Raw genomic sequence first — 14,161 nt, 5'->3', positions numbered from 1 at the left:
TCATGGTGTTGATTGTTTGTACTTGAATCTTTCCTGAAGTCTGCCGGCCGAAGCCGGTTCTCCAGTTGAGAACAACTTAATGTTCTCTTTGACTCAATTTCTACACTATGGAGTTATCAAGGTTCATGTGCTTGCTTGTCTGATTTTTAACCCTTCAAGCTCGCCGCTCCGTTTTACAGAGCTTTTTTATTATATAACCGGGATTTTCTTTTGTCAAGCTGATTTTTAACTTTTTTCAAAGTTTTCTTCAGCTCAACCCCGCTTACACCTCGCTGCCCCCTGTCGGCGACAGCTATATTAGAATAGCAAATTCAAATTCATATGTCAACGGGTTTTTGAAACTTTATTCTAAGATTTTTTCCTTTTTCTCAGCGGCATTCGCCGCCGGTCATTCCCTACGGAGACACGCCCCGGCAGCAACGCTTTTGCCCATGACCTATATTCCTTCCATAACTGGGATCCACACCCCGTCCTTTCCCTGTACGCCGGGCTGTATCATCTTTATCGTCACGCTGCCGTCCTTCCAGATCAGAGTCAGCTCCGCCGCGCCTGACAGCTCTCCTGTCTCCGGCTTCAAGGTATGCTCAGTGTCCTTTCCTATATGCAGTATAGTACAGGCCGCCGCAAAGGGATCGCAATATCGGGCTTTATACGACTCCGCTCCCTCTCCGCCGCCGGCAGTACCGTTGTCGTTCCCACTGTATTGATCCACCAGCCATTGGTATGTCTCACTATATTCTGATTCCGAAAACAGATCGTATCCAAAGCGAAATGCCTGATCGAATATCTCTTTTGATGTGATCTCGTCAAAGAATCGGCTGTGACAGGCCGTAGTCAGGTACGTTCCTGTCTCTGTCTTTTCAAAGCGGATTTTCTGGATACCTACCTGCGCGTCCTCCCCTGCGTGCCACCACATATAGATCCACAATTCTCCATTCGAGATAACATAGCTGCACTCCTGATCATACCAGGGCCAGGGGCTGGACATGCCGATCACGGGAGCGCCCAGATCATCTTCCGCCGGACCGCTCTCTCCCTTCGCTGCTGTGATCTTGCTTCCCGTCTCTCCTTCGTTGAATGGCTCCGGATCGTTCAGAAAATATCCGCCCGCACTGCGGTAAACCTGCTCATCCTTGCACAGCGCCAGGAGCTTCTGCCCGTTCCTGCTGCAGAAAGCCCCGGCCCATTCTTTCCCGAAGTTCAGGATCTCTTCCCTCTCCGCCGCGCCGACAAACGTCTCAGAGACCGGGATCCAGATTCCTTTCGCTCCCAATGTCCGGGGCTGGACAGCCCTCACTGTGGCAGTACCGTCATCCCAGGTAAGATCGACATACGCCTGACCGCTCTGAACGCTGCTTCCCTCGTGAAGCTTCGCGGAAACGTTTACCAGATTCAGCGCAGCCGGCACGGCCTTTATCGGATCCAGCAGCTCGCTTCTGTCCGTTCCCGCTTTCTGGCCGACATCCGCCTGGTACTGCAGCGCCTCTGTAAAATCGTCGTCCTCCAGCCAGGCATATCCATGTCTATATACGAAATCAAAGTCTGCTTTTGAATCCACCCTGGAGTCGTTGTCCTTTACTCCGGCCACTTTCCAGCCGTCGTTTCGGCGTTGTACTTCAAGCGTCATCACCTCGATCCAGGCTGCGGGATCCGACGTTCTGACCACAAAATAAACATTGACCTCTTTCGGTCCGATCACCTCTACGCTGCAGTCCTCGCTGAACCAGGGCCAGGGGCTGGAAAAGCCGAACAGACTGTCTCCCTCTCCGGGATCCATACCGCTGTTTCCGGCCGCCGGTTCTTCCCCGCTGACGCCGCTTATCATGTGAAATGTTTTTTCATCCACGCAGAGGGCCGACAGCGCTTCGCCGTCTCTTCCGCAGTAGGCTTCCGCCCAGCTTCGCCCCAGCTCCAAAAGCTCCTTCTGCCGGGCTTCCCCGGGCAGCGGCGAAGCAGCGTCGGTGAATGTACACGCTCCGGCCGCTGCAGTGATAAGTACCACCGCCGCCACCCCAAGCGCCGCTGTCCTTCTCACTGAAACGATCCCTGCCACCCTTTCCCTGATGCTCTTTGCGCTGTCCCACATGGAAGTGGCGGCGCACATGATGTGACTGCTCCCGCCGCTCCCCGTCCCTGTCTGTTTTTTCTCCCGACTGCATACCATGTCCACCAGAGCTTTTCCATAAGCAAGACGCTCGCCGCTTCCGATCTGTCGGATCACCGCCGCATCGCAGGCCAGTTCACAGTCCCTTTTCGACAGCACCGCCGCCGCCCACATAAGCGGGTTAAACCAGAAGACCGTCAACATTAAAATCCTCACTGCCATCCATATCAGATCTCCGTGCCGGTCGTGGCAGGCCTCATGTATCAGCGCGTAGCGAAGCACATCCTCGTCCTCCGCCACTTCCGCAGGTATGTATATCGCACGTTTGACCAGTCCGGTCAGACAGGGCGACGACAGTCCCTGACACTGATAGACCGGGATCCCCGAAAACTCCGAAAACTCCCGGCGACCTGTCCGCAGCCTGCGATAAAAGCGATAATTCACCGCCGCAAACCACAAAAGCACAGCGGCGGCGCCGGCGATCCAGCAGACCGTCAGGATCATATGCCAGTCCGGCGATCTGACCAGAGAGACCAACGCTCCCCACGTACCGCCGGACGCGGTACCTGCTGCCGGACCTGCTCCTGGGCCCGGGATCTGCCCGCCCCCCATCATCTGTCCTGCAGCCCTTCCTGTCCCCAGAATGACTCCGGTCCGTTCCGCGATCCCCTCTGCCATATAAACAGCGCTGAACTGACTTTGGGGCAGTGTGAAAAACAGAGCTTCCAGAAGATAAACCGCCATGCGAAGCGGCAGGATCCCCCAAAGCGCATATTGAAGTTCCGGACTGATCCGCCGGCCAAGCAGTCTCCGCATGAACAGCACGGCCAGGATCAGAACCGATGTGGTGACCGTCATGTTCAGCATTTGATCTCCTCCTCCGCCTTTTTCAGGATCCCGTACAGCTCGTCAATATCTTCTTTTGAAAGCGCCTTCTCCTGTACCATTGTATTGACCAGCAGCCCCAGACTTCCCGAGTAGATCTTATCCAGAAAGCTTTCTGTCTTCTCCGCCGCGATCTGTCCTCTCTCTACTGCGGGATAGTACAATTTCGCCCGTTCTCCGGCCGCGTATCGGACCGCCCCTTTCTTTTCCATACGGCCCAGCATGCTGATGATCGTATGTTTCGACCAGCCTGTAGACTCCGCCAATTCCGCCGTCATCTGCGTGATCGTTTTCGGCGCTTCATTCCAGAGCACCTCCATCAGCGTCCATTCTCCATCTGATAAATGCAGCTTTTCCATATTATATCCCCCTTTTGATTCAGTGATCTGAACTCCTGTGCCGCAGCGGAGCTCATCTCCAGTTCCTTCCTTCGGCCCCTCCGGCGATCCAAACTCTCCGGCAATCTCTTCACCGGGTCCCCTGCCAGGTAGGCTTCTGTCTACCTTATTCTACGAAAAAGGTAGACGTTTGTCAACCTTTTTAAAAATTCTTTTTCCAGATCAGGATAAATGAATGTAAAACCACCGCCGCAGACAGATCCGTACGCCTGTTTCCAATCGTCTGTACGAACTCCTGGAATTCTTCATCTATGCAAGTGGAAAATATTTTCTATCCCGCAAACGCTCCGGTCCGCCTGATCGGACCCCCTAGTTCCAAAAAAATAAGGACGCCCTCTTGTCCGGATAAGAAGGCGCGCCTGTTGTAACTGCCATATAAAAAGGGGGCAAACTGCCCGGGACCGCTGTCAGCTCCGCATTTACCTGCTGTTAGCCGATATGGCGTCCGTGATCGTCTGATAGAGCAGGTCGGGCTCAATGGGTTTTGCGATATGTCCGTTCATGCCTGCCTCGGCGGCCCGCACCACATCCTCGTGAAATGCGTCGGCAGTCATGGCGATGATAGGGATGGACTGCGCCCGCGGATGCCCGGACTTCCGGATCTGTTCCGTCGCCCCATAGCCATCCAGTACCGGCATCTGAACATCCATCAGGATCAGGTCGTATCCGTCCCCATCTGCCAGGAACTTGGCGACAGCCTCCTGGCCGTTCTCCGCGCAGTCCACTTCGATATCAGTCATTTTCAGCAGTTCCACGCTGATCTCCCGATTAAGCTCATTGTCTTCCGCCAGAAGGACGCGGCGCCCTGCCAGAGCTCCCCGTCCCAGCGAAGCGTTCTGCCATGGGGAAAAACTCGCTCTGTCGATACCGGTCATGGAGAGCAGCGTGTTATAGAGCGTCGAGGCGAAGATCGGCTTGGCCAGAAAGGCGTCGGCGCCAGCCTCCCGGGCACTTTTTTCGATCTGCGTCCAGTCATAGGCCGTAATGATAATAATGGTCGTACCCGGCCCCGTTACCTCCCGGATCTGCCGGGTCACCTGGACGCCGTCCAGATCAGGCATCTTCCAGTCGACGAAGCAGACGTCGTAATCTTCCCCGATGCGGTGGGCGCTCTTCACCTTTTCCAGACACTCCGCTCCGGTCAGTACCCAGTCGGACCGTATCCCCAGATTCTTCAGCAGGAGAGAGGCGTGGATGCAGCTGTCCCTGTCATCGTCGGAGACCAACACCTTCAGCGACTCCAGCGCAGGCAGGCTCTGGGGCCGCAGTTCTCCCTCCTCCTCCGGTATATCAAAGTCCAGCTCTACCATAAACTCAGAACCCTGTTCCGGCGCGCTCTTCACAGTGATCGTTCCTCCCATGAGTGTGACAAGGTTTCTGGTAATGGGCATCCCCAGACCAGTGCCGCCGAATTTTTTTCCAGTCACCACGCTCTCCTGCTCAAACGGCACGAAAATCCGTTTCAAAAATTCCTCGCTCATGCCGATCCCGGTGTCGCTGACTGTAAAACGCAGCCGCGCCCGTTCCTTTTTCCTCTGCAGCTGCCGGATCTCCAGGCGAACGGCGCCTCCCTCCGGTGTAAATTTCAGAGCGTTGGACAGCAGGTTGATCAGCACCTGATTCAGCCGCAGTTCGTCCCCTATCAGCACGGTGTCCCTGAGATCCACCAGCGGTACCGTGAAGGTCAGGCCCTTGGCCGCAGCCTGGGGATAGATGATGGACGTGATGGATTCGGCCACGGTCTCCAGATTGAACGTCTCATGGGCGATACTCATTTTTCCCTCTTCAATTTTGGACATATCTAAAATATCGTTGATCAGCGTCATGAGATGCTTCGATGAGTAGCCGATCTTTTCCAGACAATCCGCCACCCGGTCCCGTTCCTCAATGTGCGCGGCGGCGATGGCCGTCATGCCCACGATGGCGTTCATCGGCGTGCGGATCTCGTGGGACATTCGGGAAAGGAAGTCGGTTTTGGCCCGGTTGGCCTGCTCTGCCACAGCCAGAGCATCTTTCAGCGCGCCGGCCTGCTCCGTCAGTCTCCTCTGTATCTCTCTCAGTTCAGTCACGTCGGTTATGTCGATCAGGATAGCCAGATAGACCGGGCAGCCGCACTGCCATTCCACACAGGTCGCGTTGACCTGCAGCCACAGCGCGCTGCCGTACCGATTCTTTACATTCATGACAAATTGAACAGGTTCGCCTGCCAACAACTTATCGCGGTTCTCCAATATCGAAGCCATATTGTCTTCGATATTCTTTCGATGCAGGAGGCTTTCGCGGCCGCTTTCATCTCCAAAATAATGCATAAAACGGCTGTTGCCTTCCAGCAGATCCAGCGAAAGATCCTGGCCGACCCGGTATTTCGCCACAAAACCCGGCAAGCTCTCATAGGTAACAGACTGTTCCTTCTGCATCCGCACAACGCTGTCCACATTGGTCATCACCGTGTAGGCCACCTGACAGCCGCCGATGTACTCGTCGGAGAACTGCGTGGAGATCTGCACCCAGACATAATCTCCTCCCTTTCTCCGGAAGCGGGAGAGCAGCTTATACCCGTTCCGCCCCCCGGCGAGAGCTTCCGTCACAGTATCCGCCAGTTCTTTCCATTCCTTCTGATCATTCTTGTAATACAGATCAGGACGGTTGTGGAAGTTGGCCTCGTATTCTTCCTTGCTCCAACCGGTGAACTCATAGTAAAACTCATTTGCCCAGATCAGCGTAAAATGCTCATCCAGCAGGTGCTTACTCACGCTCACGCCCAGCAGCCGCATCAATGTGACATACTCGTATTCAGCCGGCGAAAACTGCGGGTACTCACCTGACGCCGTGTCTTTTTCCAGTTCGTTCATTCTTTCCTCCTGATCATTTCGAAGCGATACGTCTCTGCGTCCGTATTCGGTTTGTCCCTGCACCTGCGGGACAGGCTCTCCGCCTGTTCTGCTCCACGGAGAAAGCATCGGCCGGGGCCGGATTTTCAGATAGGGATCACGGCGCTTTCCCGGCGCCCCGCAACATTGTTCATATCTGTATGTTTGATTATAATGCAAATGAATGCAAAACTCAACGCGCTTCTGGAATTTTGGTACCTGAAATGTTAAAATGAATATGCAAATTTACTTATCGTCACTAGGGAGGTGAGCCGGTGCAGAATGAATCACTGTATTCCAATTTGATCTATGAATACTTTCTCCTGCGATTTCAGTTTCAGTACTACAGATCCGGAGATACGCTGCCCCCCATCGATATTCTGTATAAAGAGTTCAATGTCTCTCCCCAGACTGTGCGCGCCGCCCTGCAGCGTCTTCGGGCGGAAGGATATCTTTCCATGGGCAACGGCCAGTGCACCAAAGTCCTTTTCCAGCAGACCAAACAGGAACTGTCCGATCATATCTGCCGTTTTTACTCCCGACGCCGGGATGCGTTTTCAGATCTCTACGTCTCGGGAGAGATCATGTTCGTCCCGATGCTGGTGGAGGGCCTGCGCCGCATGGACGAGGATGACATCGCCTCCATTTCCGCTCTGGCGGAACGGGCCGGCGCCGACGACCTCTTCCATTTTTACTGCTTTACACTGCAGAAAGTGGAAAATCCCCTGGCGCTGAATCTCTTCTGGGAAGTCTGTATCTTTCAGGGATTTCCCTTCGCCAAAAATGGCCCAGGCTCCAGACAGTTTACGGCAAATGTGATCCGAAAGCGCCTGAAAACTCTCGTTTCTTATATAAAGGCTCAGGACTGGGATTCAGCCCATGCTGCGTTTATCGAATACCAGCGAAGCGATATCAAAACGGCCACGGCATTCCTGGCGCCGCATTTCAAGCGATCGGTCATGCAGGATCAGATCCCGTTTACGTGGAGGATCTACCGGGAGCGCCCGCAGCTCTGCTATAACCTGGCTTCCCATATCCTCCATGAGATCTATCTGGGGGAATACCGGGACGCGTCATATCTTCCGTCATACGCTAAAATGGCCGAGAAGTACGGCGTGTCCTTCAGCACCATACGCCGCACCGTCGACATGCTCTGCCAGATCGGCGCCGCCCGGTCCATAAAAGGGAAAGGCACCCGGATCTTCGGGATCGGGGTCCCTTGCGACAGGCCCGACTTTGAAAACCCGGCGATCCGCCGGAACCTGTCCTTTTTTGTGCAGTCCTATGAGCTGCTGCTGTATTCCTGTCAGGGCGTCACCCTCTCTCTGATGGACGGCCTGACGGCGGAGGCCAGGGGCAATCTGATCTCTCAGTACGAAACCTGCCTGAACACCGGCCGCAGCGAGCTGGCTTTCTGGTACTATCTGAACAGCGTTATCGAATACAGTAAATTGGCCGCTATTCGGGAGATCTACAAGAAGATATACGCCCTTTTCCTGTGGGGTTACCCTTTAAAAGCATTCTCCGGGGGTTCTCCCCAGCTTGACATGATCACTCTTCAGTTTACGCAGGACATGATCCTGTATCTGAAGGCCGACGACGCCCATGGGTGCGCCGGAGCTGTCAGAGAACTGATCGCCAAACTGTTGCCCGCCGCGGAGCGATTTCTGGCAGGCCACGGCATCCGGCCGGAGAAGCTGCGGACACATCCCTCCATCCGTCTTCTGCTCACAACAGGGCAAGAGGGGCCGCCGCCTGACGGGTCCGGGACAGGGGAAAGTTTTTCTTAATTTCCTTTTGCATCTTGCATTGGTGAGAGTAGCTGGTATAATATCCGCAGAGCGGATATTATATGGATTCTGTGCGCAGCGGACGCATGCGCGGATTATCCCATGATGGCCTGCGGCCAGTCAAGGGATAATATCCGCAGAGCGGATATTATACGGATTCTGTGCGCAGCGGACGCATGCGCGGATTAACCGCTTCTCCACGGGGAGCACGGGGACTGCATGTCGGGCGGCTTGGACGAACTTCTTTCGCCAAGACCGGTTAAGTCAATTGCAGCAGCGGCCCGTCCTGACCCGCGGCGTTCAAAACAACTACATAATATGAGAAAGGAAGAGACCATTATGAACGAAAAGAGCATGTATGTAAGCAGTCGTTCCAACACGACATACCTCGTTCAGCTGACGCTTTTAGTCGCGATCATTCTGATTATGGCTTTTACCCCGATCGGTTACATCAAGACATTTGGCCTGGAGATCACGCTGATCGTTGTCCCGGTGGCGGTGGGTTCCGTCATTCTCGGTTCGAAGGGAGGCGCTGTGCTGGGCACAGCCTTCGGACTCACCAGCTTTATCCAGTGCTTCGGCCTGAGTCCTTTTGGCGCCGTGCTTCTGGGCATCAATCCACTGGGCGCCTTCATCACCTGCGTGGTCCCCAGATTTTTGACCGGCTGGCTTTCCGGGCTTCTCTTTGACGGACTGCAGAAAACCGGCAGGCCCGGTCTGAAGAATATCTCGATTCTGGCGGCGAACCTGTGCTGCCCGCTTCTAAATACGGCGCTCTTCATGAGCAGCCTGGTGATCTTCTTCTACCACACGGATTATATTCAGGAATTTGTGCACACTCTCGGCGCGGCCAACCCCTTCACCTTCGTGCTCCTCTTCGTGGGCATCAACGGACTGGTGGAAGCCGCCGCATGTTTTCTTGCCGGCAGCGCCGTCTCCAAAGCGCTGATCGGCTTTAAACGCCGGTAGGACGAAAACCGGCTGCGTAAACCCGACATTGCGCTGAAGATCCTAAACTTAAAAAGCATCTCAGACGACGCCAAGCGGCTCTCTGAGATGCTTTTTTTCGATGCTGCCCGACAGACCCCGGATCACCGTTTACTCATACTGGCTGAACACCTTCTCATATATTTTCAGCGCGTCGTCCAACACGTCCACGGTCTGCAGATTGATATACGTCTTGCAGGCCCCGGCTACCATGAGACCCTCCGCCGCCAGCGCCATGGCATATTCGTGCAGCAGATCGTTGGCCGCCGCCCGCATGTCCGTGGTGACCGCCGGATCATACTCGCTGAAGGTGGTAATGTGCTGCAGACCGCAGAGGTCGATATGCAGGATCGACTGCTGATTGTAAATAATGGCCGGAATATCGTACTTGTTGGAAAGATCCACAAGGGCGTGGGTAAATTCAGTGGCCGCCCGATCCAGCTTTGCGTGGGCGCCCGTGCGTTCCAGTTCCTGAATTGCCGTGATCCCGGCGATGCAGCTCACCGGATTGGCCGTCAGCGTTCCCCCCACCAGGACCTTCACGTTCTTTTTGTAAGAAAAACCGGCTGTCAGCAGATCCATGATCTCCGCTCTGCCTCCCACGCCGCCGGCGCTGGGAAATCCGCCTGCGATGATCTTTCCAAAGCAGGTCAGGTCAGGCCGGGTGCCGAAATATCCCTGCGCCCCGGTCATGCCGATTCGAAAGGCCGTCACGACTTCGTCGTAGATCAGAAGCACGCCGTACTTGTCGCAGAGCTGCCGCACCTGCCGGTGGTACTCCCTGGTGGTGGGCAGCGCGCCGCTGTCCTGACCGCAGGCTTCCATTATAAACGCCGCCGTCCCGCCATTTTTCTCATTCTCAATAAACTGTCTTTCCAGCTCCTCGATCTCATTCACCATCACCGCCTGGGTGTATTCCAGGCATCCAGCCGGTATTCCCACCGCCTGCGCGTTCTTTGTGCCTACCGCGTTGATCTCATATACAAACTGATCGCTCCAGCCGTGATAGCACCCCTTCAGCTTGACAATGTATTTCTTCCCCGTGTAAGCCCTGGCCAGCCGGATCGCCACAATGCAGGCCTCTGTCCCGCTTCCCATCATCCGAAACCGCTCTACAGACGGAAAATACTTCATGATCAGCTGCGCCAGCTTCCACTCGTTGTCGTGGAGCAGACCGGTCAAATATCCGGTCTCGTTCAGCGTTTCCATGACGGCGCTGCGGATAGGCGGATAATTATTTCCCAGGATCGTGACACCCGCCGCGTTGAGAAAATCGATATAGCGGTTTCCGTCCACATCGTACAAATAGGGACCTTCCGCCTTCGCCACATCAAGGGCGAAAGGGTAGTTGTTCGCCAGATTGTGCTGGATCCCTCCGGGCAGCACCTTTTTCGCCTCCGCCAGACGCGCCTTCGATGTGGCACATTTTGTCTCAAAATGATTCAAATACTGATCCACCGCGCTTTTCTTCAATCTTTTGGGGTGATCGATCACCTCTTTCGCCTTTGCATGGATCGCCGCGTAATCGAACCCGTCCAGATATTGATTCATAGCCATACTCCTCTCTTCACACTAAGTCAGAAAATAATTGATGACGACTCGTTTATCCCCCGCCGTTCAGCCTTTCGTAAGTTTCCCTCAAGGCGCCGTAAGCGGTTTTAAAGATCTGATACTTCCGGTCATACGCCTCCCGTGCAGACGCGTCCGGCACAAAGCTCCGCTCCTCCTTTACGATCCCGTCCAGTACAGAAAAGTCTCTGGCCATGCCCAGCCCCACGGCTGCGCACACTGCCAGCCCGATATTTCCCGCCGTCCTGGGATTTTCCAGCCTGACGAGAGTGTCTCCCATCACATCCGCCGCGATCTGCATGATCCCACGGCTCTGGGAACCGCCGCCAAAAGCCCGAATACTTTTCTCCGTCCATCTGCCCGTCCTCCGGATCTGCTGTTCCTTCATCCACAGGAGGTTAAAGGCGATCCCCTCCACAAAAGCCCGCAGCACGTGACAGCGTTTCGTACTGTCAGTCACATTGAGGATCGTTCCCCGAACTTCCGTGTCCGCGACCGGGTCCTGTTCCCCGAACAGATACGGCAGGAACAAGACGTCCGAGGTCTTCTCACCGGCCCGTTTCAGCTCCTCATCCAAAAGCTCGTAAATGCGGTCTCCCATTCTCGCCGACTCCTGCGGATACAGCATCCGCAGCAGGGCGTCCACGCCGCTTCCCGCTGTGTCCGTGCAGCGAAAATGATAACGCATGCCCGGAACTGCCGAGGGGTAATTCCCCCTCTCCGGCTCAGTGTCCGTGGTCGTCACCTCGAACCAGGCCGACGAGCCCAGATAAAGATGAACGTCCCCCGAACGGATGCAGCCGCTCCCCACCTGCCCGTTGGCGTTGTCCGAACAGCCTCCGAATACAGGCGTGCCCTCGAACAGCCCGGTCTCCGCAGCCGCCTCTGCCGTGATCTGCCCTACTATCTCTGTGGAGCCCACCAGTCTCTCCGGCAGAAGGGACGGCGGAATGCCCGACAAACGGAGCTTTTCTCCGCTCCACTCCAGCGTATCCTCGTCCAGCAGCTGACTGCCAAAGGCCCCCGACAGATCGTAGGCATACTCGCCGGTCAGCTTTCGATAAAGATAGGCCGATACGTCCAGAAGATATCTCGCTTTTCCGTAGATCTCCGGCCGATTCTGCTGATACCAGACCACCTTTGGCGGCACATTCTTTCCCTGATAAAGGCTGCGTCCGGCCCTGGCGTTGATCTCCGCCGCCTGTTTCTCCGCCCTTCCGTCCAGCCAGATCACGCAGTCGTCCAGAGGTTCTCCTCTGGCGTCCACAAAGATCACATCTGCCGTGGTCTGCGACATAGCGACGCCCTTCACCCGACGGCTGTCCACACCAGATCGGGACAGCAGCGTTTCCGTGGCCTTCCGAAAACCGTCCCAATAGTCTTCCACCCTCTGCACCGCCCAGCCCGGCCGTTCCGAAATGATGGAATACGGAACGCAGCACACGTCCTCCAGCTTGAAAGACTCGTCGATCAGCGCGGCCTTCACGCTGCCCGTGCCAAAATCGTAGGTGATGAAATAGTCCCTATTTTTTTGCATATTCACCCCGCCCTGCCATCTCCTTCATTAAAAACATCTCAGATGAAGACGATATTCCTGTGTTAAAAAAAACCGGTCTTTCGGAAAACAACGGTTTTCCGGAAGACCGGTCTGCCTATCCTGATTTAATGGTAGCATTCAGGTTTCGATGCGGCAAGTTGGAGGATGTTTAGATTTCGTTTGCGTTTTTAATAATTTCTGTTTTTGTTTCGGTTTGACAGCTGGCAGTCTGGCCTCCGCCTGCACCGCCGTGTCTCCCTCAGGCTGTTCATTCAGCGGATGCATTTGGTGCAGCCACCAGTACCTGCGGTCCCAGTTCCTCGATGGCCCGCACCATTTCCTCCGGAAATCCCTCATCGGTTATCAGATAGTCCACCCGGGAAATGGGACAGATCTGCCCCAGTGAGGAACGATTGATCTTGCTTTTATCCGCCAGTACAAAAGACTGGGTGGCGCATTCGATCATCGTCCGTTTCAGCTCGCATTCAAACAGATTGGGCGTGCTGAAGCCAAATTTCAGATCGATGCCGTTGGTACCGATAAAAGCTTTATCCACGTGAATGCCCTTCAGCATGTCCATGGTCATGGGGCCCATGACGGAACCGATGCTGCTGCGAACGTGGCCTCCCAGTATGATCAGGTCCACATGGGCGCAGTCTGCCAGATCGTGGGCCAGCAGGATCGACGAGGTGATGACAGTGAGACTGCGCGGATTTCTGCGGATGATCCGCGCCAGCTCCCGCAGGGTGGACGAGGCGTCCAGGGCAATGGCGTCGCCCTCCTCGATCACCTCGAATGCCCGCGCCGCAATGGCGCGTTTCGCTTCGATATTCGTCAGCTCCAGGACCGACATGACCGGTTCGATCGCTGCGTTTTCCGCCAGCGTCGCTCCCCCGTAGGTCCGTTTCAGTTCTCCCCGTTTTTCAAGATCGACCAGGTTTTTCCTTATTGTCACTTCGGATACGCCGAATTGCTCGCTCAGATCAGTCACGTATACCCTGTTTTTCTCCCGCAGCTTCCGCAGGATCGCCTGCTTGCGTTCCTCCGTCTGTTTCATCTTTGCCTCACCCCGCCGGCGCGTCCGATCCCGCCGCCGGTCTTACTTCTTCGTGTCCAGATAATACTCGTACGCTTCTTTGTCAGTATACTCCTCGTGTACTATCTTTGCAACCGCCCGGGCCATGGCTTTCGGGTCCGGCGCCTGAAAGATGTTGCGGCCCATATCCATGCCGCAGGCTCCTTCGCTGATCGCCCGGTAGGCCATTGTCAAAGCCTGATCTTCCGGCAGTTTCTTGCCGCCGGCCACCACGATAGGCACGGGACAGCCTGCGGCTACCTTTTCAAAGTCTTCACAGTAGTAGCACTTCACGATCTGCGCTCCCAACTCCGCGATGACGCGGGTAGTGAGGGAGAAAAAGTGCGGACTGCGGGCCATCTGCTTCCCCACGGCCACTACTCCCAGCGTGGGGATCCCATACCGGTTTCCCGCATCCACAGTCCTTACCAGATTGGTAAGAGAAGTTTTTTCGTCGGCAGTGCCCATAAAGGTCTGCACCGCCATGCATGAAGCGTTCATGCGGATGGCGTCCTCAATGTCCACGCCGATGGTCTCATCCGTCACATCTCCCGACAGCACGGTGCTTCCGGCTGTGCATCGCAGAGCGACGGCTTTGTTGAACATCGGCGGCACACAGGTCCTCAGCGCTCCCCGGGTGGCCATAAACACGTCGATGTCCTCTGCCAGTGACGGGATCAGAATGTCCAGCCGTTCCAGCCCTGTAGACGCTCCCGTAATATATCCGTGGTCAAAGGCAAGCATCAGAGTGCGGCCGCTCTTGGGCTGGAAGATGCGGGACAGCCTGTCTTTCATTCCCCAATCGGCATTGTCCATGCCCTTCACGTGAAAATTAGTCCTCCCCGCCGGTATGCTCAGCTGAAAATCCTTCTCCGGGTCGATCTCGCCTCTCACTTTTACATCTGCTTCTGCCATATCAATCACTTCCCCTTTCTGCTGTTGTTCT

The 14,161-nt window shown here is 55.4% G+C and carries 9 protein-coding genes; 2 read left to right on the top strand and 7 right to left on the bottom strand.

What is annotated here, in order from left to right:
- Window positions 1–436: 436 nt before the first annotated feature.
- From E0E37_RS06760 to E0E37_RS06750, 3 genes are all read right to left on the bottom strand, one after another.
- A complete protein-coding gene (locus E0E37_RS06760) occupies window positions 437–2,971 on the bottom strand; it encodes a M56 family metallopeptidase (RefSeq protein ID WP_130862256.1) in 2,535 nt (844 codons plus the stop codon).
- Window positions 2,965–3,348: a BlaI/MecI/CopY family transcriptional regulator gene (locus E0E37_RS06755; RefSeq protein WP_130862255.1), complete on the bottom strand. Its 384-nt coding sequence runs from the start codon at window positions 3,346–3,348 to the stop codon at window positions 2,965–2,967. Before E0E37_RS06755 ends, E0E37_RS06760 begins: the two co-directional genes overlap by 7 nt.
- A 458-nt stretch (window positions 3,349–3,806) precedes the next feature.
- Window positions 3,807–6,239 (bottom strand): response regulator, encoded by a 2,433-nt coding sequence (locus tag E0E37_RS06750; protein WP_130862254.1) that lies wholly within the window; start codon window positions 6,237–6,239, stop codon window positions 3,807–3,809.
- 293 nt (window positions 6,240–6,532) lie between these two features.
- Between E0E37_RS06750 and E0E37_RS06745 the strand changes: the two genes are divergently transcribed.
- On the top strand, window positions 6,533–8,047 hold the full coding sequence (locus E0E37_RS06745) for a GntR family transcriptional regulator (RefSeq protein ID WP_130862253.1): 1,515 nt from the start codon (window positions 6,533–6,535) through the stop codon (window positions 8,045–8,047).
- A 339-nt stretch (window positions 8,048–8,386) separates the two neighbouring features.
- A complete protein-coding gene (locus E0E37_RS06740) occupies window positions 8,387–9,016 on the top strand; it encodes an ECF transporter S component (RefSeq protein WP_130862252.1) in 630 nt (209 codons plus the stop codon).
- A gap of 129 nt (window positions 9,017–9,145) precedes the next feature.
- Here E0E37_RS06740 and E0E37_RS06735 read toward each other — a convergent pair whose 3' ends face one another.
- The 4 genes from E0E37_RS06735 to lsrF all read right to left on the bottom strand — a co-directional run bounded on the left by E0E37_RS06735 (window position 9,146) and on the right by lsrF (window position 14,130).
- Window positions 9,146–10,591, bottom strand: a complete 1,446-nt coding sequence (locus E0E37_RS06735; RefSeq protein ID WP_130862251.1) for an aspartate aminotransferase family protein — start codon at window positions 10,589–10,591, stop codon at window positions 9,146–9,148.
- 46 nt (window positions 10,592–10,637) lie between these two features.
- On the bottom strand, window positions 10,638–12,140 hold the full coding sequence (locus E0E37_RS06730; protein ID WP_130862250.1) for a xylulokinase: 1,503 nt from the start codon (window positions 12,138–12,140) through the stop codon (window positions 10,638–10,640).
- A 268-nt stretch (window positions 12,141–12,408) separates the two neighbouring features.
- Window positions 12,409–13,197, bottom strand: a complete 789-nt coding sequence (locus E0E37_RS06725) for a DeoR/GlpR family DNA-binding transcription regulator (RefSeq protein ID WP_130862249.1) — start codon at window positions 13,195–13,197, stop codon at window positions 12,409–12,411.
- 42 nt (window positions 13,198–13,239) lie between these two features.
- A complete protein-coding gene (gene lsrF / locus E0E37_RS06720) occupies window positions 13,240–14,130 on the bottom strand; it encodes a 3-hydroxy-5-phosphonooxypentane-2,4-dione thiolase (RefSeq protein ID WP_130862248.1) in 891 nt (296 codons plus the stop codon).
- Window positions 14,131–14,161 lie beyond the last annotated feature (31 nt).

This window comes from Bacilliculturomica massiliensis (genome assembly GCF_900605495.1).
In the GTDB taxonomy this organism is placed as follows: Bacteria; Bacillota; Clostridia; order Peptostreptococcales; family Anaerovoracaceae; genus Bacilliculturomica; species Bacilliculturomica massiliensis.
This window is presented reverse-complemented; position numbering and strand designations above follow the sequence as displayed.

What these genes read in the sequence shown, in the direction of transcription:
- E0E37_RS06760 (WP_130862256.1), bottom strand. Translation starts at nt 2,971, where the DNA reads ATGCTGAACATGACGGTCACCACATCGGTTCTGATCCTGGCCGTGCTG.
- E0E37_RS06735 (WP_130862251.1), bottom strand. Translation starts at nt 10,591, where the DNA reads ATGGCTATGAATCAATATCTGGACGGGTTCGATTACGCGGCGATCCAT.
- E0E37_RS06750 (WP_130862254.1), bottom strand. Translation starts at nt 6,239, where the DNA reads ATGAACGAACTGGAAAAAGACACGGCGTCAGGTGAGTACCCGCAGTTT.
- E0E37_RS06725 (WP_130862249.1), bottom strand. Translation starts at nt 13,197, where the DNA reads ATGAAACAGACGGAGGAACGCAAGCAGGCGATCCTGCGGAAGCTGCGG.
- E0E37_RS06755 (WP_130862255.1), bottom strand. Translation starts at nt 3,348, where the DNA reads ATGGAAAAGCTGCATTTATCAGATGGAGAATGGACGCTGATGGAGGTG.
- E0E37_RS06730 (WP_130862250.1), bottom strand. Translation starts at nt 12,140, where the DNA reads ATGCAAAAAAATAGGGACTATTTCATCACCTACGATTTTGGCACGGGC.
- E0E37_RS06740 (WP_130862252.1), top strand. Translation starts at nt 8,387, where the DNA reads ATGAACGAAAAGAGCATGTATGTAAGCAGTCGTTCCAACACGACATAC.
- lsrF (WP_130862248.1), bottom strand. Translation starts at nt 14,130, where the DNA reads ATGGCAGAAGCAGATGTAAAAGTGAGAGGCGAGATCGACCCGGAGAAG.